Source organism: Propionivibrio sp., assembly GCF_017995515.1.
GTDB lineage: Bacteria > Pseudomonadota > Gammaproteobacteria > Burkholderiales > Rhodocyclaceae > Propionivibrio.
In genome coordinates, this window is sequence record NZ_JAGOIT010000034.1 from 1 (window position 1) to 24,050 (window position 24,050).

Annotated in this window: 28 protein-coding genes; 15 read left to right on the plus strand and 13 right to left on the minus strand. The window is 61.3% G+C overall.

Annotated elements, in window-relative coordinates; translation table 11 throughout:
• The first annotated feature begins 252 nt into the window (after window positions 1–252).
• Together KBA32_RS07505 and KBA32_RS07510 are read left to right on the plus strand one after the other, a co-directional pair.
• The gene (locus KBA32_RS07505) at window positions 253–2,289 is read left to right on the plus strand and encodes an FAD-dependent oxidoreductase (RefSeq protein ID WP_294357093.1); all 2,037 of its coding nucleotides are present in this window, start codon (window positions 253–255) and stop codon (window positions 2,287–2,289) included.
• A gap of 2 nt (window positions 2,290–2,291) precedes the next feature.
• Window positions 2,292–2,900 carry a TetR/AcrR family transcriptional regulator gene (locus KBA32_RS07510; protein ID WP_294357095.1) on the plus strand — a complete coding sequence of 203 codons (609 nt, stop codon included), beginning with the start codon at window positions 2,292–2,294 and terminating at the stop codon, window positions 2,898–2,900.
• Between the two features lie 6 nt (window positions 2,901–2,906).
• On the opposite strand, the gene KBA32_RS07515 is transcribed toward KBA32_RS07510, so the two are convergent.
• Genes KBA32_RS07515 through KBA32_RS07525 form a run of 3 tightly spaced genes read right to left on the minus strand, consistent with a single transcriptional unit; the run spans window position 2,907 to window position 5,051 of the window.
• A complete protein-coding gene (locus KBA32_RS07515) occupies window positions 2,907–3,746 on the minus strand; it encodes a sulfurtransferase (RefSeq protein WP_294357096.1) in 840 nt (279 codons plus the stop codon).
• Window positions 3,743–4,111: an STAS/SEC14 domain-containing protein gene (locus KBA32_RS07520; RefSeq protein ID WP_294357097.1), complete on the minus strand. Its 369-nt coding sequence runs from the start codon at window positions 4,109–4,111 to the stop codon at window positions 3,743–3,745. The genes KBA32_RS07515 and KBA32_RS07520 overlap by 4 nt, the downstream gene beginning before the upstream one ends.
• 46 nt (window positions 4,112–4,157) lie before the next feature.
• Window positions 4,158–5,051 (minus strand): DMT family transporter, encoded by an 894-nt coding sequence (locus KBA32_RS07525; protein WP_294357098.1) that lies wholly within the window; start codon window positions 5,049–5,051, stop codon window positions 4,158–4,160.
• Between the two features lie 101 nt (window positions 5,052–5,152).
• Between KBA32_RS07525 and KBA32_RS07530 the strand changes: the two genes are divergently transcribed.
• The 4 genes from KBA32_RS07530 to folE2 are packed head-to-tail and all read left to right on the plus strand — an operon-like array spanning window position 5,153 to window position 9,112.
• Window positions 5,153–5,440, plus strand: a complete 288-nt coding sequence (locus KBA32_RS07530) for an exodeoxyribonuclease VII small subunit (RefSeq protein ID WP_294357100.1) — start codon at window positions 5,153–5,155, stop codon at window positions 5,438–5,440.
• Complete coding sequence (locus KBA32_RS07535) at window positions 5,437–6,327, plus strand: polyprenyl synthetase family protein (protein ID WP_294357102.1); 891 nt, start codon at window positions 5,437–5,439, stop codon at window positions 6,325–6,327. Before KBA32_RS07530 ends, KBA32_RS07535 begins: the two co-directional genes overlap by 4 nt.
• A gap of 60 nt (window positions 6,328–6,387) precedes the next feature.
• The gene (gene dxs, locus KBA32_RS07540; protein ID WP_294357104.1) at window positions 6,388–8,271 is read left to right on the plus strand and encodes a 1-deoxy-D-xylulose-5-phosphate synthase; all 1,884 of its coding nucleotides are present in this window, start codon (window positions 6,388–6,390) and stop codon (window positions 8,269–8,271) included.
• 25 nt (window positions 8,272–8,296) lie between these two features.
• Complete coding sequence (gene folE2, locus KBA32_RS07545) at window positions 8,297–9,112, plus strand: GTP cyclohydrolase FolE2 (RefSeq protein WP_294357106.1); 816 nt, start codon at window positions 8,297–8,299, stop codon at window positions 9,110–9,112.
• A 98-nt stretch (window positions 9,113–9,210) separates the two neighbouring features.
• On the opposite strand, the gene rplS is transcribed toward folE2, so the two are convergent.
• From rplS to rpsP, 4 genes are read right to left on the minus strand one after another with little or no spacing between them, the layout of a single operon-like run.
• Entirely contained in the window at window positions 9,211–9,579 is a 369-nt protein-coding gene (gene rplS / locus KBA32_RS07550) for a 50S ribosomal protein L19 (protein ID WP_294357108.1), read from the minus strand.
• Between the two features lies 1 nt (window position 9,580).
• A complete protein-coding gene (trmD, locus tag KBA32_RS07555) occupies window positions 9,581–10,402 on the minus strand; it encodes a tRNA (guanosine(37)-N1)-methyltransferase TrmD (protein WP_294357110.1) in 822 nt (273 codons plus the stop codon).
• The gene (gene rimM / locus KBA32_RS07560; protein ID WP_294357112.1) at window positions 10,396–10,938 is read right to left on the minus strand and encodes a ribosome maturation factor RimM; all 543 of its coding nucleotides are present in this window, start codon (window positions 10,936–10,938) and stop codon (window positions 10,396–10,398) included. The genes trmD and rimM overlap by 7 nt, the downstream gene beginning before the upstream one ends.
• Before the next feature lie 12 nt (window positions 10,939–10,950).
• Entirely contained in the window at window positions 10,951–11,205 is a 255-nt protein-coding gene (rpsP, locus tag KBA32_RS07565) for a 30S ribosomal protein S16 (protein ID WP_294357114.1), read from the minus strand.
• A 195-nt stretch (window positions 11,206–11,400) separates the two neighbouring features.
• Here rpsP and KBA32_RS07570 point away from each other — a divergent pair, with 195 nt between their 5' ends.
• Window positions 11,401–12,936 carry a hypothetical protein gene (locus tag KBA32_RS07570; RefSeq protein ID WP_294357117.1) on the plus strand — a complete coding sequence of 512 codons (1,536 nt, stop codon included), beginning with the start codon at window positions 11,401–11,403 and terminating at the stop codon, window positions 12,934–12,936.
• A 25-nt stretch (window positions 12,937–12,961) separates the two neighbouring features.
• A complete protein-coding gene (locus KBA32_RS07575) occupies window positions 12,962–13,297 on the plus strand; it encodes a DUF2069 domain-containing protein (protein WP_294357119.1) in 336 nt (111 codons plus the stop codon).
• Between the two features lie 32 nt (window positions 13,298–13,329).
• Here the strand turns inward: KBA32_RS07575 and KBA32_RS07580 are convergent, their stop codons facing one another.
• The 4 genes from KBA32_RS07580 to ilvB form a co-directional block, all read right to left on the minus strand.
• Entirely contained in the window at window positions 13,330–13,965 is a 636-nt protein-coding gene (locus KBA32_RS07580; protein ID WP_294357121.1) for a phosphatidylserine decarboxylase, read from the minus strand.
• 132 nt (window positions 13,966–14,097) lie between these two features.
• Window positions 14,098–15,114 (minus strand): ketol-acid reductoisomerase, encoded by a 1,017-nt coding sequence (gene ilvC / locus KBA32_RS07585; RefSeq protein ID WP_294357123.1) that lies wholly within the window; start codon window positions 15,112–15,114, stop codon window positions 14,098–14,100.
• Window positions 15,115–15,153: 39 nt separating this feature from the next.
• The gene (gene ilvN / locus KBA32_RS07590; RefSeq protein ID WP_294357125.1) at window positions 15,154–15,645 is read right to left on the minus strand and encodes an acetolactate synthase small subunit; all 492 of its coding nucleotides are present in this window, start codon (window positions 15,643–15,645) and stop codon (window positions 15,154–15,156) included.
• A gap of 12 nt (window positions 15,646–15,657) precedes the next feature.
• Window positions 15,658–17,361 carry a biosynthetic-type acetolactate synthase large subunit gene (ilvB, locus tag KBA32_RS07595; RefSeq protein ID WP_294357127.1) on the minus strand — a complete coding sequence of 568 codons (1,704 nt, stop codon included), beginning with the start codon at window positions 17,359–17,361 and terminating at the stop codon, window positions 15,658–15,660.
• Between the two features lie 136 nt (window positions 17,362–17,497).
• On the opposite strand from ilvB, the gene KBA32_RS07600 reads away from it, so the two are divergent.
• From KBA32_RS07600 to KBA32_RS07615, 4 genes are read left to right on the plus strand one after another with little or no spacing between them, the layout of a single operon-like run.
• Complete coding sequence (locus KBA32_RS07600; RefSeq protein ID WP_294357159.1) at window positions 17,498–18,061, plus strand: RNA polymerase sigma factor; 564 nt, start codon at window positions 17,498–17,500, stop codon at window positions 18,059–18,061.
• The gene (locus KBA32_RS07605) at window positions 18,058–18,435 is read left to right on the plus strand and encodes a DUF3619 family protein (RefSeq protein WP_294357129.1); all 378 of its coding nucleotides are present in this window, start codon (window positions 18,058–18,060) and stop codon (window positions 18,433–18,435) included. The genes KBA32_RS07600 and KBA32_RS07605 overlap by 4 nt, the downstream gene beginning before the upstream one ends.
• The gene (locus KBA32_RS07610) at window positions 18,408–19,031 is read left to right on the plus strand and encodes a DUF3106 domain-containing protein (RefSeq protein WP_294357131.1); all 624 of its coding nucleotides are present in this window, start codon (window positions 18,408–18,410) and stop codon (window positions 19,029–19,031) included. The genes KBA32_RS07605 and KBA32_RS07610 overlap by 28 nt, the downstream gene beginning before the upstream one ends.
• A complete protein-coding gene (locus KBA32_RS07615; protein ID WP_294357132.1) occupies window positions 19,018–19,446 on the plus strand; it encodes an RDD family protein in 429 nt (142 codons plus the stop codon). The genes KBA32_RS07610 and KBA32_RS07615 overlap by 14 nt, the downstream gene beginning before the upstream one ends.
• 3 nt (window positions 19,447–19,449) lie before the next feature.
• On the opposite strand, the gene lptG is transcribed toward KBA32_RS07615, so the two are convergent.
• Window positions 19,450–20,523, minus strand: a complete 1,074-nt coding sequence (gene lptG, locus KBA32_RS07620; protein WP_294357136.1) for an LPS export ABC transporter permease LptG — start codon at window positions 20,521–20,523, stop codon at window positions 19,450–19,452.
• Window positions 20,520–21,599 (minus strand): LPS export ABC transporter permease LptF, encoded by a 1,080-nt coding sequence (gene lptF, locus KBA32_RS07625; RefSeq protein WP_294357138.1) that lies wholly within the window; start codon window positions 21,597–21,599, stop codon window positions 20,520–20,522. The genes lptG and lptF overlap by 4 nt, the downstream gene beginning before the upstream one ends.
• A 72-nt stretch (window positions 21,600–21,671) precedes the next feature.
• Between lptF and KBA32_RS07630 the strand changes: the two genes are divergently transcribed.
• From KBA32_RS07630 to KBA32_RS07640, 3 genes are read left to right on the plus strand one after another with little or no spacing between them, the layout of a single operon-like run.
• Complete coding sequence (locus tag KBA32_RS07630) at window positions 21,672–23,168, plus strand: leucyl aminopeptidase (RefSeq protein ID WP_294357140.1); 1,497 nt, start codon at window positions 21,672–21,674, stop codon at window positions 23,166–23,168.
• Window positions 23,165–23,632, plus strand: a complete 468-nt coding sequence (locus KBA32_RS07635; protein WP_294357141.1) for a DNA polymerase III subunit chi — start codon at window positions 23,165–23,167, stop codon at window positions 23,630–23,632. Before KBA32_RS07630 ends, KBA32_RS07635 begins: the two co-directional genes overlap by 4 nt.
• Window positions 23,590–24,006: a hypothetical protein gene (locus KBA32_RS07640; RefSeq protein WP_294357143.1), complete on the plus strand. Its 417-nt coding sequence runs from the start codon at window positions 23,590–23,592 to the stop codon at window positions 24,004–24,006. Before KBA32_RS07635 ends, KBA32_RS07640 begins: the two co-directional genes overlap by 43 nt.
• Window positions 24,007–24,050: the final 44 nt, after the last annotated feature.

Sequence of the window (24,050 nt, forward strand, 5' to 3'; positions counted from 1 at the left end):
TCGTACTTGACCATTCACCCTGTGGGTGGCGATGGAAGATAGGTGCTGTTCGCGTAACGCTTTGATTTTCTTTGCGAACCTTTGCGATATTTGCGCCTTTGCGGTGAAGAACTGAGTTTTTCAGGATCAACCGGCCTTGCCTTTTTCCCGGATTGCGCCCAATAATTAACCAAGCGTTTGCTTGCCTTTAATTTAATCGACGCTACGACCCCGCAAGCACTTTCTGAAACTCGTTTGAAGGAGTCCGCAAGAATGTCCATCCATCCCCCAACTTCGCCTTACCCGCACCTGCTCGCCCCGCTCGACCTCGGCTTTACCACCTTGCGCAACCGCACCTTGATGGGTTCGATGCACACCGGACTGGAGGAAGAGAAAAACGGCTTCGAGCGCATGGCCGCCTTCTATGCCGAACGTGCGCGCGGCGGCGTCGGGCTGATCGTCACCGGCGGTTTCTCGCCGAACCTGGCCGGGCGGGTTTATCACTTTGGCTCGCAGCTGAGCTTCCCCTGGCAGGTGGCCAAGCACCGGATCGTCACTGACGCCGTGCACGCGGCGGGCGGCAAGATCGCGCTGCAGATCCTGCACACCGGCCGCTACGGTTACCACCCGCTCAACGTCGCACCGTCGAGCCTGCGCGCGCCGATCAACCGCTTCAAGCCGCGCGCACTGACCGGTTGGGGCATCCGCAAGACGATCGGCGACTACGCGCGCTGCGCGCGTCTGGCGCAGAAGGCCGGCTACGACGGCGTCGAGATCATGGGCTCGGAGGGCTACCTGATCAATCAGTTCATCGCCCCGCAGACGAACCACCGGACCGACGAATGGGGCGGCAGCTTTGAAAACCGCATCCGCTTCGCCGTCGAAATCGTGCGCGCGACGCGCGAAAAGGTCGGGCCGAAATTCATCATCGTCTTCCGCCTGTCGATGCTCGACCTCGTCGAGGGCGGCAGCACGTGGGGCGAAGTCGTCCAGCTCGCCAAGGCGATCGAAGCCGCCGGCGCGACGATCATCAACACGGGCATCGGCTGGCACGAAGCGCGCATTCCGACGATTGCCACGATGGTCCCGCACGCCGCCTTCGCCTGGGTGACGCAGCGGCTGAAAGGCGAGGTAAAGATCCCGCTCGTCACGACCAACCGCATCAACACGCCCGAGATCGCCGAAGACGTGCTTGCCAGCCGCTGCGCCGACATGGTGTCGATGGCCCGCCCCTTCCTCGCCGACCCCGAATTCGTCAACAAGGCCGCTGCCCACCGGGGCGACGAGATCAACACCTGCATCGCCTGCAATCAGGCCTGCCTCGACCACATTTTCAACGGCAAGCTGACCTCCTGCCTCGTCAATCCGCGCGCCTGCCACGAGACCGAGCTGGTGATCGCCAAGGCGGCGGCGCGCAAGAAGATCGCCGTCGTCGGCGCCGGGCCGGCCGGCCTCGCTTGTGCGACAACCGCCGCCGAACGTGGGCACGACGTCACGCTCTTCGACGCCGCGGATCGCATCGGCGGCCAGTTCAATCTGGCCAAGCACATTCCCGGCAAGGAGGATTTCAACGAGACGCTGCGTTACTTCCGCCGCCGCATCGAAACAAGCGGTGTCATGCTCAAGCTCGATCAGCGCGTCGACGCGGACGCATTGCGCACCGGTGGTTTCGACCACGTCGTGCTGGCTACCGGGATCGTACCGCGCAAACCGCCGATTCCGGGCATCGACAGCGCCAAGGTCGCCACCTATATCGAGATCATCGAAGGCCAAAAATTGGCGGGGAAGTCAGTCGCCGTCATCGGCGCCGGCGGCATCGGCTTCGACGTTGGCGAATTCCTGACGCACGTGCATGACAACGTCGCCGAGGTGGACCGCTTCAACGACGAGTGGGGAATCGATCGCACCTACGCCAATCGCGGCGGACTCAAGACACCGCACAGCGAAGACTCGCCGCGCCAGGTTTATCTGCTGCAGCGCAAGTCGTCGAAGGTCGGCGACGGGCTGGCCAAGACGACCGGCTGGATACGCCGCACGCTGTTGAAGAAACGTGGCGTGGAGATGATCGCCGGCGTGAGCTACGAACGCATCGACGATGCCGGGTTGCACATCACTGTTAATGGCCAAGCGAAGGCCTTGCCGGTCGACACCATCGTCGTCTGCGCCGGCCAGGAATCGCAGCGCGAGTTGCAGGCGCCGCTGGAGGCCGCCGGCATTAGCGTGAGCCTGATCGGCGGCGCCGATGTTGCATCCGAACTCGACGCCAAGCGCGCCATCGACCAGGGTACGCGGCTGGCGGCGAGTCTTTGATTATGCGACGCGGACGCAAGCCGGGATCGCCCAATTCGAACACGCCAGGCGACGCCAGCCGGCGCGAGGAATTGTTGCGCACCGCCGCGCGCCTGTTCGTTGACAAGGGCTTCGAAGCGACGACGACGCGCGACATCGCCGACGCCGCCGGCATGCGTTCCGGCAGCCCGTTCTATCATTTCCGCAGCAAACAGGATCTGCTCAAGGCCGCGATGGCCGAGGGGCTGGAAACGGGTTATCGCAGCCTGCTGTCCGCCATCGAAGGCATCGACGACCCGGCGCTGCGGCTGCGCGTGCTGATCCGGACGCACCTCGGCAATCTGCTCGAAGGCGAATGCGAAGCGCCGCTGCTGCTCTTCGAATCGCGCTCCCTCGACGCGGCGGCGCGCGCCGAGATCGCGGCGATCACCGATCGCTACCAGAAACCGTGGCAGGAGACGCTCGACGCGCTCGCCGCGGCAGGCCAGCTGAACAGCGCGCAGCCGCCGGTGCGCCTGCTGCTCTTCGGCATGCTCAACTGGACGCCGCAGTGGTATCGCGCCGATGGCGGGCAATCGCTCGACCAACTGACCGACTGCGTGATGGCGCTGCTGCTCGGCGCGCGGGGCTGATCAGGACTAGCGCGCCACCGGCCGCGCCGGATCGCTGCACCACTCGCTCCACGACCCGGCGTAAAGCTTCGCGCCGTGCAGGCCGGCGATTTCCATCGCCAGGAGGTTGTGGCAGGCCGTCACGCCGGAGCCGCACTGCATGACGGCTTGCGCGGGTTCGACGCCGGCCAGCAAGGCGAAAAACTCGCGGCGCAGCTCGGCAGCCGGGCGGAAACAGCCATCGGCATCGAGGTTGTCGCGAAAGAAGCGGTTGCGCGCGCCGGGGATATGGCCACCAATCGGATCCATCGTCTCGTTCTCGCCGCGGAAGCGGTCCGGCCCGCGCGCATCGACGACGCAGAACGCCTGCCGATCGAGATTGCCATGGACATCCTCGGTCGTCACGACCCAGTCGTGCAGATTAACGTCGAGATCCGCGTGCGCCGAGTGTGGCACTTCGGTGGAGAGCTCCCGATCTTCCCTGATCCATTGATTGATGCCGCCGTCGAGCAGGGCGACGCGCTCGTGCCCGATCCAGCGCAGCAGCCACCACGGGCGGCCGGCGATCATGCCGCCCGCGTCGTCGTATACGACAACCTGCGTCGTCGCCGAGACGCCCGCCGCGGCGAGCTTGCGCGCGAACGCCTGCGGGTCCGGCAAGGGGTGGCGTCCATTCGCGCCGTTCATCGGACCGGACAGGTCGCGATCAAGGTGCAGGAAGAAAGCGCCGGGAAGATGCCCCTCGGCGTACACTTTTTCGCCGTAGCCCACATCCGATAGGAGGTGACGGCAATCGAAGACGCGCCAGGTCGGGTCGTTCAGGTGCTCAGCCAGCGTCACACAATTGACGACGGTCGAAAAACTCATGCGGTTCCCTCCAGACCCAAGCCCTCGTCGAGCCATGCCCGAGCCTCATCCTCTTCACCAAAAACGCGCAGTTCGGCGCTGATGACGAACTTCGACAACCACGTGCTCCACGCGACCCACTGGCTGTCGGTCAGCACAGCCACCCGGGTGAAATCGTCGGCGTGGGCGCGCGAAAACACGATGTCCTCCCAGGCCACATCGAGCGTGAAGTCGATCATTTCGCGCAGATCGAAGAGCAGATCGACCGGGCCCTCGAACTTGACCTTGTAGTTGACCATGTCTTCGAATTCCTTGTAATCGGCCAAGGTAAATTCGCCATAGACATTGACGACAACGCGCCGCGGCTCTTGCTGGATCACGATCATGGCAGACTCCTCTTCTCGGTTGTGTTTCCAGGGCGTTGGCGTCGCATCAGTCCTGCTCGGCCGGATTCGCCCGCGAAAACCACGTGGAGACGAGACCGCTGGCGATGATCAGCGCTACCGCCAACCAGGCACCCGGCGAAAGCGTCTCCTGCCAGAACAGCATACCGAAAAGGCTCGCGAAAATCACCGTTGAATACGCAAGGCTGGCCGAAACAAGCGTATTGCCGCGCGTGTAGGCACGCGTCATCGCCAGCTGCGCCGCGGTGGCGAATCCGCCGACACCGAACATCAGCAGTCCGCCGCGCAGATCGAGCGGATGGAACTCGTAGAGCAGCATCCAGAGCCCGCTGGCGAGCGTCGAGAACAGCGAAAAATAGAACACGGTACGCGCTTCCGGCTCGCCCCGTTCGCTGAGCTCCTTGATGTTGTAGAACGCCAGGCCCGACAACATGCCGCTGCCGAGCCCGATCACACCACCAAGCCATTGTTCGGCGTGCAGCGTCGGCCGCAGCAACAACGCGACGCCGGCAAAACCGATCGTCAGCGCGACCACCATCCCGCGCCGCAGATGCATCTTGCGAAAGCAGCCGAGGTAGATCGCCAGAAAGAGCGGCGACGTGTAGGCCAGCGTCGCCGCAGTCGCCAGCGGCAGGAGGAAGATCGCGTAAAAATAGAGCAGCAGAGAGACGAACCCGGCCGCGCTGCGCCAGAGCTGAAAGCGCCAATGCGGCGTCGCCAGCGACACGCCGTGCAGCCGAACGACCGGCAGCATCATCAGGAACGAGATGAAACTGCGATAGAAGACGATCTCGGAAGGCGGGAAGGTCTCGGCCGCGAGCTTCACGCAAACGCCCATGCTGGCGAAAAGGAAGCTGGCCGCAATCATCCAGAGCGATTGCATGGTCAGTCGATGTCGGAAAACCCGCAATTCTATGCGCATTCGGGCCTCCCTTCATGGCCCAACCCTGCATTCGAGGCCGTTTTCATTTGACCGAGGCGCCCGCTTGAGCTATTTTCCGTCGTTTATTCAGAGTTGTCTTCATGGCGCGATCCAACCCTGCCGACACGAGCGGAAATGCGGTCTCCAAGCCCGCGGAACCCGCGGTCAGCGAACTGAAATTTGAGGCCGCACTCGCCGAACTGGAACAGATTGTCCAGAGCATGGAAGGCGGGCGTCTCCCGCTCGAAGAATCGATTGCCGCCTATCGTCGCGGCAGCGAACTGCTCAAGCATTGTCAGCAGCAACTGGGCGACGCCGAAAGCAAGATCCAGATTCTCGAAAACGGCGTACTCCGAGATTTCGACGTCAGCGCAGGAGGTTCGCGATGAGCGTCGCATTTCCCGACTGGATGCACGGCATTCAAACACGCGTGGAAAGCGCGCTCGCGCACCGACTCCCGGCGGCCGAAGCGATCCCGGCCCGATTGCATCAGGCGATGCGCTACGCCAGCCTGGGCGGAGGGAAACGCATCCGCCCGCTGCTCGCGTTCGCCGCCGGCGAACTGACGCAGAGTCCGGAGGAACGAATCGAAATCGCCTCCTGTGCCGTCGAACTGATCCACGCCTACTCGCTGGTTCACGACGATCTGCCCTGCATGGACGACGACGTGCTGCGGCGCGGCCGCCCGACCTGCCACGTCGAGTACGATGAACCGACCGCGCTCCTGGTCGGCGACAGCCTGCAATCGCTCGCGTTCGAACTGCTGACGCGCGAAGAATTGGGGAGCGCCGAGCGGCGCATCGAAATGGTCCGTCTGCTCGCCCACGCCAGCGGTTCCTGCGGCATGGCCGGCGGCCAGGCGATCGACCTCGCGTCGGTCGGCCACGCGCTGAACCAGCCCGAACTCGAACTGATGCACGCGCTAAAGACTGGCGCTCTGATCCGCGCGGCCATCATGCTCGGTGCCCTGTGCGGCGACGCCATGACCACCGAAATGCGCGAATCGCTCGACCGCTTCGCCAAGCGCGCTGGCCTGCTGTTCCAGGTGGTAGACGACATTCTCGATTGCACCGCAAGCACCGCAACCTTGGGCAAGACTGCCGGGAAAGACGCGGCCGCGGACAAACCGACCTACGTCAGCCTGATGGGACTTGAGCGCGCACGCGAGTTCGCCGAATCGCTGCGCGGCGAGGCAATCGATGCGCTCACACCATTTGGCGAGCGCAGCGGTCGCCTGATCGAGTTGACCAACTTCATTACCCACCGCAAGTTCTAGCGAAACGGTCGGCCATCGTATCCGGCCGCTTGCCACGATTTACGTCAGACTCCGAACAAAATGATTGCTTATCCTCTTCTCGACACCATTCAGTCGCCGGCGGACCTCCGCCGGCTGGAGCGCAAACAGCTGCCACAGCTTGCCGAGGAATTGCGCGGCTTTCTCGTCGAATCGGTATCGAAAACCGGAGGCCACCTCTCCTCGAATCTCGGTACGGTCGAACTGACCATCGCCCTGCACTACGTGTTTGATACACCGGACGACCGTCTCGTCTGGGACGTCGGCCACCAGACCTACGCGCACAAGGTGCTCACCGGCCGGCGTGAAGGCATGGCCCGACTGCGCACGCACGGTGGCGTCTCGGGCTTCCCGAAGCGCAGCGAGAGCCGCTACGACACCTTCGGCGTCGGCCACTCGTCGACTTCAATTTCCGCCGCGCTCGGCATGGCGCTCGGCGCCAAACTCAAGGGTGAGAACCGCAACACGGTCGCCATCATCGGCGACGGCGCGATGTCGGCCGGGCAGTCCTTCGAAGCCTTGAACAACGCGGGTGTCGCCGACGCCAACATGCTCGTCATCCTCAACGATAACGACATGTCGATCTCGCCGCCGGTCGGCGCGCTCAACAAGTATCTTGCGCGGCTGTTCTCGGGCGGCACCTTCAACGCCGCGCGCAAAGCCGGGGAAAAAGTCCTCGCCGTCTCGCCGTCGCTGCTCGAGTTCGCCAATCGCGTCGAAGAACACGTCAAGGGCATGCTGACGCCGGGAACGCTGTTCGAGGAGCTCGGTTTCAACTACATCGGGCCGATCGACGGCCACGACCTCGATTCGCTGATCCCGACGCTGCAGAACCTGCAAAAGCTCAAGGGGCCGCAGTTCCTGCACGTCATCACCAGGAAGGGACAGGGCTACAAGCTCGCCGAAGCCGACCCCATCCTCTATCACGGCGTCTCGAAATTCCAGCCTGAACTCGGCATCGAAGGCGGCAAAGGCGGCGGCAAGCCAAACTACACGCAAATCTTCGGCGATTGGCTGTGCGACATGGCCGCGGCCGACCCCAAACTCGTCGCCATCACGCCGGCGATGGGCGAAGGCTCGGGCATGATCCGTTTTGCCGAACGCTTCCCCGAGCGGTACTTCGACGTCGGCATCGCCGAGCAGCACGCCGTTACGTTCGCAGCGGGTCTCGCCTGCGAGGGGATGCGCCCGGTGCTCGCAATCTATTCGACCTTCCTGCAGCGGGGCTACGATCAATTGCTGCACGACGTCGCGCTGCAGAACCTGCCGGTCGTCTTCGCACTCGACCGCGGCGGCCTGGTCGGCGCCGACGGCCCGACGCACCACGGCACCTTCGACCTCTCGTACCTCACCTGCATCCCGAACCTGGTGATCATGACGCCTTCCGACGAGGATGAGTGCCGGAAGATGCTGACCACGGCGTATCGCATCGACGGGCCGAGTGCCGTGCGCTATCCGCGCGGTGGCGGGCCCGGCGTTGCCACCGAGAAACAACTCAGCGCGCTACCCGTCGGCAAGGGCGAAATCCGCCGTCGCGGCCGAAGTATCGCACTGCTCGCCTTCGGCAGCATGCTGAGCCCGTGCCTCGAAGCCGCGGAGGAACTCGACGCCACCGTCGCCAACATGCGTTTCGTCAAGCCGATCGATCGCGAGCTGATCATCGGGCTCGCCGCGGAACATTCGCTGCTGATCAGCGTCGAAGAAAACGCCTTGATCGGCGGCGCCGGTGCCGAAGTTGCCCGCGTGCTCGAGGAAATCGACAGTCCGGCGCACCTCGTGCGCCTCGGCATCCCCGATCGCTTCATCGACCATGGCGACCAGGCACGCCTTCTCGCCGAGATCGGCCTCGACGGTGACGGCATCGTCCGCGCCGCGCGCGAGCACGCCGCCTTCGCGCCAGACGAACGCCTCGCCGCCAACCAGTAACCGCTAACGAATCACAGGATCCGCAATGAACGCCCCACACGCCTCGCAACAGCCCGCCTCGATGGCGGACGTGCAGAGTTCGGCCGACACCCGGCAGATCGCCATCAATCGCGTCGGCATCAAGTCGATCCGGCACCCGGTGCGCGTCCTCGACCGGACGGGCGGCGTCCAGCACACGATCGCCGTCTTCAACATGTACGTCGGCCTGCCGCACAACTTCAAGGGCACGCACATGTCGCGCTTCGTCGAAATCCTCAACAGCCACGAGCGCGAGATTTCGATCGAGAACTTCCCGAGCATGCTGCGCGACATGGTCAAGAAGCTGGAAGCCGAAACCGGGCACATCGAGATGAATTTCCCCTACTTCATCAACAAGTCAGCGCCGGTCTCCGGCGTGCAAAGCCTGATGGACTACGACGTCACGCTGACCGGCGAAATCTGCCATGGCGAGATCGCCTCGACGGTCAAGGTCGTCGTCCCGGTCACCAGCCTCTGCCCCTGCTCGAAAAAGATTTCCGAACGTGGCGCGCACAACCAGCGCTCGCACGTCACGGTCACCGCCCGCCTCAACAAGCTCGTCTGGATCGAAGAGATCGTTCAACTCGTCGAGTCGGAAGCCTCCTGCGAGCTTTACGGCCTGCTCAAACGTCCGGACGAAAAACACGTCACCGAACGCGCCTACGACAACCCCAAGTTCGTCGAGGACATGGTGCGCGACGTCGCCGCGCGCCTCAACGCTGAACCGCGTATCCACTCCTATGTGATCGAGTCGGAGAACTTCGAGTCGATCCACAACCATTCCGCGTACGCGCTGATCGAGAAGGTCAAGCAAAAGCCATAGCAGGTCCGTTCGAGCCCATTCGGAAATCCACGGCCATAAACAGAAACGGGGCAGAGTCTTTCGACACCGCCCCGTTTTTTTTCTACGCAAAGAGGAACTTAGTCCTTCTGCTTGCGCGTCAGCTTTTCCTTGATACGCGCCGACTTGCCCGAACGCTCGCGGAGGTAGTAGAGCTTGGCGCGGCGGACATCGCCACGACGCTTCACTTCGATCGCAGCAACCAGCGGCGAATAGGTCTGGAACGTACGCTCGACGCCCTCGCCGGACGAGATCTTGCGCACGATGAAGCTGGAATTCAGCCCACGGTTGCGCTTGGCGATGACGACGCCCTCGTAGGCCTGGAGACGCTCGCGCGTGCCTTCCTTGACCTTGACCTGCACGACCACCGTATCGCCCGGGGCGAATTCCGGAATGGTCTTGCCCAAGCGGGCAATTTCTTCTTGCTCGAGTTGCGCTATCAGATTCATTTTAAGACTCCTTTTTGGTTTCCTGACCGCATTGCTCCTGAAACTGCCCCAGGAGTTGCGTTTCCTCTCTCGACAACGTCCGCCCGTCCAGCAAATCGGGCCGGCGCTGCCACGTCCGCCCCAGCGACTGTTTCAGCCGCCAGCGACGAATCGCTTCGTGGTGACCGGATAACAACACATCCGGCACCCGCTGACCAGCGTATTCCTCCGGCCGCGTATAGTGCGGGCAGTCCAGCAGGCCCGCGACAAACGAATCCTGTACCGCCGAATCGGCGTCGTTCAAGACGCCCGGCAACTGCCTGACAACAGCGTCCAACAACGCCATTGCGGGGATTTCACCACCAGACAGCACGAAATCACCGATCGATATTTCTTCATCGACGCAGCGCTCGATCAAGCGTTCGTCGATCCCTTCATAACGCCCGCAGAGGAGAATCAGTCCTTCCTCCTGCGCGCTTGCCACAAACCGCATCACACGCTGATGCGTCAGCGGCGCGCCTTGCGGCGATAGATACACAACGCGACTCGACCGCAGCCCACATGCTGACTGCCGGGCCTTGGCCGAGGAAATCGCCGCTTCCAGCGGCTCCACCATCATCACCATTCCCGGACCACCGCCGTAAGGACGGTCATCGACCGTACGATGCGCATCCTTCGTAAAATCCCGCGGATTCCAGAAATCCAGACTCCAGCGGTTTTCCTCCAACGCCCGCCGGGTGATTCCCGACTGCGACAGAGCAACGAACATCTCCGGGAACAGCGTCACCACATCGGCGACAAATTGCCCCGCCAGCCGCGAAGCTGGATCAACCGGATTTACCAATCCGCTTCCCAATCAACGCGAATACACCGCCGCTCCAGATCAACATCCAGGACAACCGACGCGACAAAGGGCAACAGCCGCTCGGGCGCATCGCCATCGCTAACGCGCAAGACGTCGTTAGCCGACGTTTCAATCAGGCCGACAACGCTCCCCAACCTCTGCTCGCGCGTGTTAACTACCTGCATGCCAATCAAGTCGGCCCAATAGTACTCATCGTCGCCGGCCGCCGGCATCGCCGCACGCGGCACGCCAACGAGCATCCCGCGAACGCTCTCAGCGGCATTTCGGTCGCACACGGTATCGAACTCGACCACAAGAACGTCACCATGCACCTTGCGCTTGAGCAAACGGACCTGCTGCCAGGTATCGGGGGGACTTCCTTCCTTACCGACCCACCAATTCAGCAACTTTGACCAACGCAGCGGATCGTCTGCAAACGGAAGCACCTTGACGGCCCCGCGCAGGCCATACGCATCAACGATCTTGCCGAGAACCACAAACCCGCTCGAAGCGGTCGAATCGACAGCATCCGACAAGCGATAAAGCCCTTAAGCAGCCGCTTTGGCAGCGCTCTGCTTGACGAGACGGGCGACCGTCAGCGAGAGCTGTGCACCCTGCTGCTGCCAGTAAGCCAGGCGATCCTGGGCAATGCGCAGACCTTCTTCCTTTTCCGTCGCGATCGGATTGTAGAAGCCGATACGCTCAACGAAGCGGCCATCACGACGGGTGCGGGAATCAGCCACAACCACACTGTAGAACGGGCGCTTTTTCGCGCCACCACGAGCGAGACGAATGACTACCATAGGATTGATTCCGAATTCAGAAAAAGGGCGAAATTATAACAACAAAGCGCGAAAAAACAAGCTCATGTTTCGAGCTGGCATTTTACCAGCAGCAAGCAACCGCCCCGGAACCTCCGTTCCACATTACATCAGACCGCAGTCGCCCGTTATACTCGACGCAGCAACAATCAGCCTATTCCGACGCCAGCTTTACCCATGACCGACTCTCCACCCAGCCCCGTCAGTATTGCTCCGCCCGGCGACGCGTCGGCAACCTTGCGCGCGGTTGAGACCTGGCTCGACCAACCCGATCGGCCCGGCCTGTTGGAAGAGGTGCCCGCACTGGTCTCGCTCCTGTCGCGGCTGCGGTCATGCCACGCCGACCGCCAGAGCCGCAACATCGCGCTTTCGCGAATGGGCGGCCGCATCATCGAAAACTCCGAAAAGCTGCTTGCCGCACTCGCCAGCCTCTCGCCTCCGCCGACCGGAAGGCTGCGACAGCTTGTCCGCGGTATGCAGAATCTGTTGGCTGCACTTGCCGAAGACCTCGAATCGATGCACGAATACGCGACCGTGCGGTCGCATAAGCCCAGGGAAATCGAGCACACCCTGACTGTGCAACGAATGCGCGCGCTGTCGCAGCACCTGCTGATCAGCGACCTGACCGCCGCACCCGCAGGAAGCGACATCTGGCAGCAACTGCACCGCACGTACTGCGACCTTCGCAGGTACGCCATCGGCGCCTCTCCTGATGGCACCGTGTTTCTCGACTGCCACAACATTTACTTTGCCGCCATCCTTCTCGCCTGCGCGCAGCCGGCCGCATTTACGCCGCGCGAAACCTGGTTTCTTGCGCACTTTCTCGCCCGGCACGTGAACTTGCTTCGAGTTTCCGACAACCAGGAGGACCTATCCGGCAGATCATTCTGGATCGACCCTGCACGCGACGCTCCTGCCACGCCCTGCGCGCGGAAAGGCGCTCCGGAGACGGGGCAACTCATGAACTTCAGCTGTGATCGTTTGGCAACGTTGATAAGGGAACAACTGGCCGCCATACGCTCAGGAGTCCCCCCTGAGCGTATCGGACTCCCTGATTTTGCCGGGACACCGGCAGGGCGCGGAGCGCTTCACCGTCTCGCAGAATCGCTTGAATCGCCCGGAAAGCGACGCTTCCCGAGGCGGCGCCAACACTATCGCGCGGTGTTGTGCGCAGGACTCCAGTCGCTTTGGAATCTATTCAGCCGTAGCGACGAAGTCGACGTTCACTCATCAAGCTGGATGATCGCCAACGAAAGCCCTGACGGCTACTCGATCATGCACGTCCACGGAGATACTTCCGGCGTTTCGGTGGGCGACATCGTCGCGCTGAAGCCGGAAACCGGCTGCCAATGGCAGGTGTGCATCATCCGCTGGGGGCTTTCCGAAAACCAGGAGCATCTCGAATTCGGACTGCAGATTCTGGCGACAGAAGCTATCCCGGCGATGCTCGCCACCCTGCCAGAGCGCGAATCCGGACAAGCCAGCACCGGACCACGCCCCGCCCTCATCCTTCCCCGGGTGCCGCCACTACGCCTAGACGAGATGCTCATCACGCCAAGCGGACTCCTCGATGAACGCCCCGAACAACTCGTCCTCGTCATCGAACAGGGGAATATCGAAGTGCGCGAAGTCAGAAGCACGCGGCTAAACGAACAAAATGGACTGATCGAGGTCTTTTCGATCGAGCCGGAGCAAGACCCACTCCCCGCCTGACAACCCCGAAGCATCCCGAACGACCATGCCAACCCGACGAACCTGTTACCTGGCAGCGTGCACGAGCCTTGTCGCGCTGATCTTCCTTTGCCTCGCATGGGAACTCAAGCTAGCCCCGGTCAAGGCCGGCGGCTCATGGCTGGTGCTGAAGAGCCTGCCGCTCTTGCTGCCGCTGCGTGGAATTCTCCACGGCGACAAATACACCTATCAGTGGTCATCAATGCTGATCATTCTCTATTTCACCGAAGGCGTCATGCGCGTGACCGACGCAACGACGACCGCACGGTTGCTCGCTGGAACGGAAATTCTGCTCGCACTGGTATTTTTCTGTTCAGCGATTTGCTTCGTCCGACAGCGATAAGCGCCGGACAAGCCGCGGGCAACCAGTCTCGGTCAGGACAGCTCTGCCAGCACCGTGCTCGTCGCCTGGACCTTCTCGCCAATGACGACCCTCACCTTGCTATCAAGCGGCAGATAAAGATCGACTCGGGAGCCGAAGCGAATGAAGCCGTAACGCTGCCCCGGCGCCAATACCGCACCCGCATCCACATAATTGAGTATCCGGCGCGCCACAAGGCCGGCAATCTGCACGCACGTGACGTCACGACCATCCTTGGTTCTGAGGTGCAGGGCACAGCGCTCGTTCTCCAGCGACGCCTTGTCGAGCGCGGCATTCAGGAACGACCCTGGCTTGTACCACTTCTGCTGCACCGTGCTCTCGATCGGCGAGCGATTCGAATGCACGTTGAACACGTTCATGAATACACTCACCTTGACCGCGCGGCGATTGAGATAGGGGTCATCCGCCTCCTCGACGACCACGATGCGACCATCCGCAGGCGCAAGCACGCTCTTCGGGCCACCGGCAACCACCCGCGCCGGATCGCGGAAAAACTGGACGCAGAACAGGAAGACGACCCAGAAGGGCAGCGCCCAAAAGCCGGCGGAAGATGCCAGCACAGCGAGCACGAACGACGCCGCGATGAACGGCCAGCCTTCTTTGGCGAGGATTGGATGTGGGTAGTTCATTTGACTCCTTGATGGCATTTGGGCGGGTCAGGGAATGACGCCGCCCAAAGCAGAATCGGGTTATCGACCGATGGGGCCTGCGATGAGACGCAGGCCCCGCGCCAGGCCGTTCCCGTCAAGCAAACAGACTGATCAGTTCTTCGACTGATCGACGAGCTTGTTCTTCTTGATCCACGGCATCATGTCGCGCAGCTTGGCGCCGACCGTTTCGATCTGGTGCTCAGCCGTCAAACGACGCCGTGCCGTCATTGCCGGATAGTTGGTCTTGCCTTCGAGGATGAACATCTTGGCGTAGTCGCCGTTCTGGATGCGCTTCAACGCGTTGCGCATGGCGTAGCGCGATTCCTCGTTGATGACTTCCGGGCCGGTCACGTACTCGCCGTATTCGGCGTTGTTCGAGATCGAGTAGTTCATGTTGGCGATGCCGCCTTCGTACATCAGGTCGACGATCAGCTTGAGCTCGTGCAGGCACTCGAAGTAGGCCATTTCGGGCGCGTAACCGGCTTCGACCAAGGTTTCGAAGCCCATTTTCACGAGTTCGACCGCGCCACCACAAAGGACGGCCTGCTCGCCGAACAGGTCGGTTTCAGTCTCTTCACGGAAGTTGGTTTCGATCACGCCGCCCTTGGTGCCGCCGTTGGCCGCCGCGTAGGAAAGCGCGATGTCCTTGGCTTTGCCGGAGACATCCTGATGCACGGCGATCAGCGAGGGAACACCGCCGCCCTTGAGGTACTCGGAGCGAACGGTGTGGCCCGGCCCCTTCGGCGCGACCATGATGACGTCGAGGTCGGCACGCGGAACGACCTGATTGTAATGAACGTTGAAGCCGTGCGCGAACGCCAGCGCCGCGCCTTTCTTGATGTTCGGCTCGACGTCGTTGTAGTACACCGCCGGGATGTTTTCGTCCGGCAACAGCATCATCACGACGTCAGCGCCCTCGACGGCCTTGGCGACCTCCTCGACCTTGATGCCGGCCTTTTCAACCTTGCTCCATGAAGCGCCACCCTTGCGCAAACCGACCGTAACCTCGACGCCCGAATCGGTCAGATTCTGCGCGTGGGCATGGCCTTGCGAACCGTAGCCAACGATGGTGACCTTCTTGCCCTTGATCAGAGAGAGGTCGGCGTCCTTGTCGTAATAAACCTTCATGGTGTTCCTTTCGTAGGAATGATCCGGAATGCTTCCCGGTTAAGCCTTGAGAATGCGGTCGCCGCGGCCAATGCCGCTGACGCCGGTACGGACGGTTTCGAGGATGAGATCCGCTTCGATTGCCTCGATAAAGGAATCGAGCTTGGAACCGCTACCGGTGAGTTCGATGACGTAGGTCGAATCGGTAACGTCAATGATGCGCCCGCGGTAGATGTCGGCCATGCGCTTCATTTCCTCGCGGTCCTTGCCAGTGGCGCGAACCTTGATGAGCATCAGCTCGCGCTCGATATGCGCGGCTTCAGAAAGATCGACGACCTTGACGACGTCGATCAGCTTGTTCAGTTGCTTGGTAATCTGCTCGATGACTTCGTCGCTGCCCGAGGTCACGATGGTCAGGCGGGACAACGAGACGTCCTCGGTCGGCGCGACGGTCAGCGTCTCGATATTGTAGCCACGCGCGGAGAACAGGCCGGACACGCGCGACAGCGCCCCCGCCTCGTTCTCGAGAAGAATTGAAATGATGTGTCGCATGTCGTCGTTCCCTTACAGATTTTCGTCAGCCAAGACCATCTCGGACAAGCCCTTGCCCGCCGCAACCATCGGGAAGACGTTCGCTTCCCGCGCGGTGCGGATGTCAAGGAACACCAGATCATCCTTGTGATCAATGAACGCCTTCTTCAAGGCCGGCTCGACGTCTTCTGGCCTTTCCACGCGGATGCCGACGTGCCCATAGGCTTCGGCGAGCTTCACGAAGTCCGGGATCGAGTCCATGTAGGTCTGCGAATAACGGCGGCTGTAGAACATCTCCTGCCACTGGCGCACCATTCCGAGATAGCGGTTATTCAGGTTGATGATCTTGATCGGCAATCCGAACTGCTTAGCCGTCGAGAGTTCCTGAATGCACATCTGGATCGAACCGTCACCGGTAATGCAGGCCACCTGCTTGTCCGGGTTGGCGAGCGAGGCGCCCATCGCGTAAGGAAGGCCGACGCCCATCGTTCCCAAGCCGCCGGAATTGAGCCAGCGACGCGGTTTGTTGAACTTGTAGTACTGCGCCGCCCACATCTGATGCTGCCCCACATCCGACGTAATGATCGCGTCGCCGCCGGTGACTTCCCACAACTTCTCGATGACGAACTGCGGCATGATCACGTCCTTCATCGTGTACTTCATGCATTGGCAGGCGCGCCATTCCTCGATCTGCTGCCACCAGCCGCTGATATCGACCTTGGCAGTCTCCGCCTCAAGCAGTTTGATCATGTCATCGAGCACGTCGGCAACATTGCCGACGATCGGCACATCGACGCGAACACGCTTCGAAATCGACGAAGGATCAATGTCCACATGAATGATCTTGCGCGGAATCGAGGCGAAATCCTCGGGATTGCCGACCACCCGGTCGTCAAAACGCGCACCGATGGCAAACAGCACGTCGCAATGCTGCATGCCCATGTTGGCCTCGACGGCGCCGTGCATACCGGGCATGCCGAGAAATTGCGGATCGGTCGCCGGATAGGCACCCAAGCCCATCAGCGTATTTGTAATAGGAAAACCGAGGAGGCGCGTGAGTTTGGTGAGCTGCTCCGATGCATTCGAGAGCACCACGCCGCCGCCGGTATAGATCATCGGGCGCTTGGCGCTCAGCAGCAACTGAACGGCCTTCTTGATCTGGCCCTGGTGCCCCTTGACGACGGGGTTGTACGACCGCATATGGACTTCGGCCGGGTACTCGAACTTGCACTTTGCAGCAGTGATGTCCTTGGGGATATCGACCACGACCGGCCCAGGACGACCGGTGCTGGCGATGTAGAACGCCTTCTTGATGGTCGAAGCAATGTCGCGCACGTCGCGGACGAGGAAGTTGTGCTTCACGCAGGCACGCGTGATGCCCACGGTATCGCACTCCTGGAAGGCATCCTGCCCGATGTAGGAGGTCGGCACCTGCCCCGAAATCACAACCAGCGGAATCGAATCCATATAGGCGGTTGCAATGCCGGTCACCGCGTTGGTCGCACCGGGCCCCGAGGTAACCAGGGCAACGCCCACGCTGTTCGAGGAACGCGACAACGCATCAGCGGCGTGCACGGCGGCTTGTTCATGGCGAACCAGGATGTGCTTGATCTTGTCCTGTTTGAACAGTTCATCGTAGATATGGAGAACCGACCCGCCGGGATAGCCGAATACATACTCGACCTTTTCTTCCTGCAGGCACCTGATTACAATCTCCGCACCAGTCATCATGGTCATCATCGCCGCCTTACCAAGCAAAATGCTCGAAAAAGCGTGTAACGTTAAGGCCTAGACCACAATTGGTCAAGACTGAAGCCTGAGCCGCTCATTACCAAGGGATATTTCCATCCCGATACCACCAAGGAATTTCACTCTGGCTAGCCAACGCGAACTGTCGGATTTTCTCGCGACATCGGAGCGTCGTGCTTTCAAGCAGGCGATGTTTGCCGTGCGCAACGAAGAGTCGGCGCTTGATATCGTTCAAGACTCGATGATGAAGCTCGCCGAAAAGTACGGTGACAGGCCGGCCGAAGAATTTCCGATGCTGTTCCAGCGCATCATCCAGAATACGATCCGGGACTACTATCGGCGCAGCAAGGTGCGCTCACTCTGGACCACGCTTCTGTCGTCCTTCACGTCCGACGAAGACGAAACCCGTGACCCTCTGGAAACATTGGAGGCAGAATCCGAGTCCTTTACCCCGAACACCCCAGACAGCCAACTGCAGCAAGCCCAGGTTCTCAACATCATTGAAGAAGAAATAAAATCCCTGCCGACGCGTCAACGGGAAGCGTTTCTTATGCGTTACTGGGAGGACATGGATGTCGCCGAAACGGCTTCCGCGATGGGTTGTTCGGAGGGCAGCGTGAAAACGCATTGCTCCCGCGCAACCCACACGCTCGCCGCCGCACTGAAAAGCAAGGGAATTACGTTATGAACGAGCAACATTTCGCCTACAAGGTCAGACAGCACCTCAATCGCGGGCTGCACGATTTGCCGGCCACGACCACGGATCGACTGGCCGCCGCCCGTACAGCCGCGCTAGGAATACAAAAGCAAACGGTCAATCAGACGATCCTTGCAGCGGCAGGAACCTTCGTTCAGCATCGTCTCGAAAATCTGCGCGTTCGACAACTGCTGACAACGCTTGCGCTGGCCTGCTGCGTCCTCTCCTCGGCGTTCTGGCTGGCAGACATGCGCATTTCAGAGCAAGGCGAGATCGATAGCGAACTCCTTTCTGACGAACTCCCGATAGGTGCATTCACCGACAAAGGCTTTGCCGCATGGCTAGATCCCGCCTCCCAGGATTAGTTCTCGCATTCTTCCTTGCTACCACGGGCTGGGCAGCCACGCCCAGCCCGTCGCTTATTGTCACGCCGGAGCAACCCAAATGGAGCGAGCTGACGGTACAACAGAAGACCGTACTGGCCCCACTCGCCGATGACTGGGATTCGCTTGAATACCACCGCCAGAAAAAATGGCTTGGTATCGTTGCCCGTTTCCCCGCAATGACACCAAAGGAACAACGACGCATCCAGATTCAGATGCAGGGCTGGGGCAAGCTGACGGACGATGAGCGGCAAGAGGCTCGCGAGAAGTACATTTCGACCAAACAACTGCCAATTGAGAAAAAGCAGGAGCTCAAGAAGAAGTGGGAAGAGTATTCCAGCCTGTCGGAGGAAGAGCGCTCCCGACTGAGAGAGCGGGCGATGCAGTTTGTAAACAAATCCGCAGGCAGCAAGCCGGCAACACCGCCGGTCGCACCTCCGCCAGGCACTGAAACCGCACCGCCAATGCAAGCGGACGCGCCTGCCCCTCCGCCAGACGTACCCGCACCTCCGGAAGCGCCGATGACGGCGGAACTACCACCGCCACTTCCTCCAGCCCCACCGGATGCGCCGCTCTGAAAACCTGTCCCCGCCGGGTGTACTGCGCCGGCTCGCCTGCATGAGCTATGAGGCGATCATTCTGGTGGCCGTGGTACTGCTGGGATTATTGCTACCGCAGGCGCTGCTCGGCGCCCTCGCCCATCGCGCAGCATCGGCGACAACACTTTGGGCCCACTTCTTCACCCTCCTGCTCGTCTATTTCTGCTGGTTCTGGACACACGGCGGCCAGACGCTGCCCATGAAAACATGGCGAATCCGTCTGATTTCAGCAGACGGCCCAGCCATTCGCCCGGCGCAGGCGTTGCTACGCTATCTCCTGTGTTGGCCGAGCCTGCTTTTTCTTGGCGTCGGGATACTCTGGGCCTACCTGGATCGCGACGGGCAATTCCTCCACGACCGGCTCGCCGGAACCCGCCTGGCCATCGCGAACTGAAGATCAGCGCCGCTCCACCCACCAGATCATCCCTGCTGCGGCAAGCATGAACAACGCCGAAGGCGAAATGGCGCTGATGATCGGCGACCAGCTGTTGATCGCGCCGAGGTTCGAAAAGAGGCCGTTGAGCATGTGGAAAAACACGCCGATCATGACCCCGGAGAACATTTTCAGGCTGCCGCCGCTGATCCGGTTGTGCGTATAACCAAAGGGCAACGCCAGCGCTACCATGACGAGGGCTGCGAGCGGATAGATCACCTTCTTCCACAAGGCGATGTCGTAGCGCTGCGTCTTCTGGTTGTTTTCTTCCAGGTGTTTGATATAGGTCGATAGGTGCAGCAGCGACATGCGCTCGGGCGAAACCATGAGCACCGAAAGAATGTCCGGATTGAGCGCCGAACGCCATTCCATGTCGGGCATCCTGATGATCTCCGACTTGTCGCCATGCAGTTTCGTTTGCACTACGCCGGTCAAACGCCAACTCGCCGGCGGCAAGTAAGCGCCCTCGGCAGCCTCGGTGACCGTGCGCAGATTTGCGCTCTCGTCGAAGTCATAGACACGAACGCCCTTGAGCCGGGTATCGGGCAGCACGGTCTGGACGTTGATGAAACGCCGTTCGTCCTTGACCCAGAAACCGCTGCGCAGATCTTTGCCCACGGCTTTTCCCTTCGCTGTCAGCCGCAACTGCTGCGCCATTCGCTCACAAGGCGGCGCGATCACTTCGCCGACGACAAAGGTGAGCAGCGCTATAGCCGCCGCAACCTGAAAGAGCCCGAGCAACAGGTTTGTCGTAGACATCCCCGAAGAGCGCAACACGGTGATCTCGGAATGCCGCGCCAGCGCCGACAGGGCGTAAAGCGCGCCGATGAGGACAGCGACCGGCATCAGTTCATACACCCGGCCCGGCATTTCGAGGACAACGAAGGCCATCGCGTGGTGCAGTTGATAGCCCGCCTGCCCGACGCTCTTGACCTCGGTGATCATGTCGAAGAAGCTGAACAGCGCGAGAAACCCGGCGAGCACCAGGAGGACCGCAGCCGAAACCTCGCGCGCAATGTAGCGACGATAGATCTTCATCGTGAGAACCGCGTAAATGAAAGCACCGCGATCCGTCGGAAGAAGAGGATCGGCAACAGGCAAAGCATGAAGGCATGCACCGCGAAGACACCCACTGCAAACGAAATCCGCCCGCTGGAGACCCACGCCTGACTGATGGTCAGCAGATTGTTGTAGAGCAGGTAGGCAAACAGCGCCAGAAGCATGTTCGCCGAACGACCGGCACGCGGATTGACGAAGGAAAGCGGAATCGCCAGCAGGGCGAGCACAATCGCTGACAACGGAATGCCGACGCGCCAAAGCAACTCGGCGCGATAAGAATTCCGGTCATCGGCAAGCAGTTCGAGCGTCGGGGTATTGCGCGGCGTTTTCTCGATCCCGCGCGCCTCCTTTGTTTCCAGGCGAATCGCGTAACGCCCGTACTCAAGGATGCGCATTTCCGGCGTTCCCTGCGTGATTTCGTAGCGACGCCCGTTTTCGAGAACCAGGAAACGATCGCCGTTTTCCGCGATCTCCTGATGACCGGTGGCCGCCATGGTCACGCCCAGCCACTGATCCTGGACCGAACTGACGAAGACGTTCTTCACGTAACTCTCATCATCGGCAACCGCCTCGACGAAAACAACCCGATCTCCGGAAGACGACTCCTGAAACGCACCCGGCGATGCCTGCCCCGCATCCTTGCGCGACTCGAGATTTCCCCGGTACTCGGCGCTCTTCGACAAGGCCCACGGCGAAACGAACAGCGACAGTCCGGCGATCGCAAAAACCAGGGGCAGCATGAAGACCATCACCGGCCGGACCCACGCGGCAAGCGACAGGCCGGATGAGAACCAGACGACCATTTCTGAGTCACGATAGCTGCGCGACAGCGACAGGAGAATGGCAATAAAAGCGGCCAAGGAAAGCAGCGTGGGAACATAGTTCAGCGCAGCAAAGCCGAGGAGCGCGACGACCGCTTCGGGCGCAATCGAGCCCTGTGCCGCCTGCCCGAGCAGGCGGACGAGTTGCGTCGTCAGCAGGATGGCGAACAGCGCAACGAAGACGCCTGCCGCCGAATGCGTGAATTCGCGCCGTATCGCGCGCTGAAAGATCATGTTTTGACTTTGGCGAAAAACAACAGGGATAATTGCTCTTTGGTACGACAGGTGTCGCGAGAGGCAAAGCCGATGGAATTTAGCATAAAAAGTGGAAATCCGGAGAAGCAGCGCGGCGCCTGCGTCGTTGTGGGCGTGTTCGAATCGCGCAAGCTGACACCTCCGGCAACATCAATCGACAAGGCATCGAACGGTCACCTCTCCGACCTCCTTCGCCGCGGTGACATGGACGGCAAGCCCGGATCGACGCTGCTCCTGCACAACGTTCCGGGCACGCTGTGCGACCGGGTGTTGCTCGTCGGCCTGGGCAAGGAGAAGGAGTACCGCGACAAGCAGTATTGCACGTCGATCCGCAACGCCCTCAAGGCCTTGAACGACACCGGCGCGCAGAACGCCACCGTGTTCCTTACCGAAACGCCCGTCGCGAAGCGCCCGGTTGCCTGGCGCATCCGGCAGGCGGCGATGCTCGGTCGCGAAAGCGCCTATCGTTTCGAGCAGTTCAAGTCAAAGAAGAACGAGAGCTATCCCAAGCTGCGCAAACTGGCTTTCACCGTTGAACAGAAGAACGAACTCGCGCATGCGGAAGATGCCCTGCGCCAGGGGCAAGCGATTGCCGAGGGCGTCGCGCTCGCGCGAACGCTGGGCAATCTTCCCGGCAATGTATGCACGCCGACCTACCTGGCCGAGACGGCCTTGCAGATCGCCAGGGAACACGCGGTTGCCTGCGAGGTTCTTGAGCGCGCTGACATGGAAAAGCTTGGCATGCACTCGCTCCTCTCGGTCGCCAAGGGCTCCCACCAGCCACCGAAGATGATCGTTCTCCAGTACTGTGGCGGTTCGGCTGATGACAAGCCGCTGGTGCTCGTCGGCAAGGGCATCACCTTCGACTCGGGCGGTATTTCGCTGAAGCCGGGCGAAGGCATGGACGAGATGAAGTTCGACATGTGCGGCGCCGCCAGCGTGCTCGGCACCCTGAAGGCCATCGCGCAAATGCAGTTGCCGATCAATCTCACGGTGATCGTGCCGACGACCGAGAACATGCCCGGCGGCGCGGCGAGCAAGCCGGGTGACATCGTCACGTCCATGTCCGGCCAGACGATCGAGATTCTGAACACCGACGCCGAGGGGCGGCTCATCCTGTGCGACGCGCTCACCTACGCCGAGCGCTTCAAGCCCGAAACCGTGATCGACGTCGCCACGCTGACCGGCGCCTGCGTCATCGCGCTGGGCCACGTCGCGACCGGGCTCTTCGCAAATGACGAGGCGCTCGCCCGCGAGTTGCTCTCGGCAGGCGACGAAGCACTCGATCGCGCCTGGCAAATGCCACTCTGGGACGATTACCAGGACCTACTGAAGAGCAACTTCGCCGACATGGCCAACATCGGCGGACGCCCGGCCGGCAGCGTTTCGGCCGCCTGCTTCCTCTCGCGCTTTGCCAAGAAGTTCGAGTGGGCACACCTGGACATCGCAGGCACGGCCTGGAAGTCCGGTGCTGACAAAGGCGCGACCGGCCGCCCGGTCCCCTTGCTCGCGCATTACCTGATGCAACGCGCCGGCCAGCTGAATTGACCCAGATCTTCTTCTACCACAACGCGGACGACCGCATTGGCGCGGCAGCCGCACTGATCGGCAAGGCGTTCATGCAAAGAAAGGCCTTGCTGGTCTTTGCGCCTGACCATGAAGTCGCAGGCGCCCTCGATCGCCACCTGTGGATCCATCCGCCCACCGGATTCATCCCGCATGTACGTGGCAACTCACCGCTGGCAAATGAAACGCCCGTGGTCATCGCCGACGACATCGAGTCACCGCCGCAGAACGAGCGCCTGATCAACCTCTCCGCCGACATTCCCCCGGGCTTTTCCCGCTTCACCAGTGTCATTGAAGTCGTTGGCCGAGATGACGAAGGACGATTGGCCGGACGCCGACGCGTCAAGTTCTACAAGGACCGAGGCTACGAAGTCCGCTATTTCGACCTCACGGAGAAAAACCGATGGCTGACAGCTCAAACGTCGTCGATCGAGCGGACTCGCTGATGCGACGCCGGCGTAGTTTTGTCGCAGCGCCACCGGCGAGCCTGCCCGCCCAGATCGTCGAGACGCCACAGGTCGTCGAAGAAGACGACATCCCCGTACTGACTGAAGTCGTGTCTGCCGAAGCCGCCGTCTACGAAGGAAGTCCGCACCGCGAGGACGATACGCAGATCACGCTGCTCGCCTCGGACCTTGCCCACGCAATCGGCCGGCAACTCGCCTATGAACTGCCGACGCTGCTCGAAGCCGTGCTGATCAACGCCGGCGAAGAACTCCGCGTCGGCATCACCGAGACGATGGAAACCGCTCTGCGCGACTACATCGCCCGACGCAAGCAGCTCCGCCTGCCGCTCGAAGACACGAACGATCTCGACTGAGCAGCGCGCGGCAGCGGCAAAGCGCGATCCAGTATAATCGCGGG

Coding starts and splice junctions, on each gene's coding strand:
- KBA32_RS07575 (WP_294357119.1), top strand. CDS start 12,962: ATGCCAACCCGACGAACCTGTTACCTGGCAGCGTGCACGAGCCTTGTC.
- KBA32_RS07615 (WP_294357132.1), top strand. CDS start 19,018: ATGCGCCGCTCTGAAAACCTGTCCCCGCCGGGTGTACTGCGCCGGCTC.
- KBA32_RS07535 (WP_294357102.1), top strand. CDS start 5,437: ATGAGCGTCGCATTTCCCGACTGGATGCACGGCATTCAAACACGCGTG.
- KBA32_RS07525 (WP_294357098.1), bottom strand. CDS start 5,051: ATGCGCATAGAATTGCGGGTTTTCCGACATCGACTGACCATGCAATCG.
- KBA32_RS07580 (WP_294357121.1), bottom strand. CDS start 13,965: ATGAACTACCCACATCCAATCCTCGCCAAAGAAGGCTGGCCGTTCATC.
- KBA32_RS07510 (WP_294357095.1), top strand. CDS start 2,292: ATGCGACGCGGACGCAAGCCGGGATCGCCCAATTCGAACACGCCAGGC.
- dxs (WP_294357104.1), top strand. CDS start 6,388: ATGATTGCTTATCCTCTTCTCGACACCATTCAGTCGCCGGCGGACCTC.
- lptG (WP_294357136.1), bottom strand. CDS start 20,523: ATGAAGATCTATCGTCGCTACATTGCGCGCGAGGTTTCGGCTGCGGTC.
- ilvC (WP_294357123.1), bottom strand. CDS start 15,114: ATGAAGGTTTATTACGACAAGGACGCCGACCTCTCTCTGATCAAGGGC.
- ilvN (WP_294357125.1), bottom strand. CDS start 15,645: ATGCGACACATCATTTCAATTCTTCTCGAGAACGAGGCGGGGGCGCTG.
- KBA32_RS07605 (WP_294357129.1), top strand. CDS start 18,058: ATGAACGAGCAACATTTCGCCTACAAGGTCAGACAGCACCTCAATCGC.
- KBA32_RS07520 (WP_294357097.1), bottom strand. CDS start 4,111: ATGATCGTGATCCAGCAAGAGCCGCGGCGCGTTGTCGTCAATGTCTAT.
- rpsP (WP_294357114.1), bottom strand. CDS start 11,205: ATGGTAGTCATTCGTCTCGCTCGTGGTGGCGCGAAAAAGCGCCCGTTC.
- KBA32_RS07570 (WP_294357117.1), top strand. CDS start 11,401: ATGACCGACTCTCCACCCAGCCCCGTCAGTATTGCTCCGCCCGGCGAC.
- ilvB (WP_294357127.1), bottom strand. CDS start 17,361: ATGACCATGATGACTGGTGCGGAGATTGTAATCAGGTGCCTGCAGGAA.
- KBA32_RS07640 (WP_294357143.1), top strand. CDS start 23,590: ATGGCTGACAGCTCAAACGTCGTCGATCGAGCGGACTCGCTGATGCGA.
- KBA32_RS07630 (WP_294357140.1), top strand. CDS start 21,672: ATGGAATTTAGCATAAAAAGTGGAAATCCGGAGAAGCAGCGCGGCGCC.
- rplS (WP_294357108.1), bottom strand. CDS start 9,579: ATGAATCTGATAGCGCAACTCGAGCAAGAAGAAATTGCCCGCTTGGGC.
- KBA32_RS07610 (WP_294357131.1), top strand. CDS start 18,408: ATGGCTAGATCCCGCCTCCCAGGATTAGTTCTCGCATTCTTCCTTGCT.
- lptF (WP_294357138.1), bottom strand. CDS start 21,599: ATGATCTTTCAGCGCGCGATACGGCGCGAATTCACGCATTCGGCGGCA.
- KBA32_RS07505 (WP_294357093.1), top strand. CDS start 253: ATGTCCATCCATCCCCCAACTTCGCCTTACCCGCACCTGCTCGCCCCG.
- KBA32_RS07530 (WP_294357100.1), top strand. CDS start 5,153: ATGGCGCGATCCAACCCTGCCGACACGAGCGGAAATGCGGTCTCCAAG.
- KBA32_RS07515 (WP_294357096.1), bottom strand. CDS start 3,746: ATGAGTTTTTCGACCGTCGTCAATTGTGTGACGCTGGCTGAGCACCTG.
- folE2 (WP_294357106.1), top strand. CDS start 8,297: ATGAACGCCCCACACGCCTCGCAACAGCCCGCCTCGATGGCGGACGTG.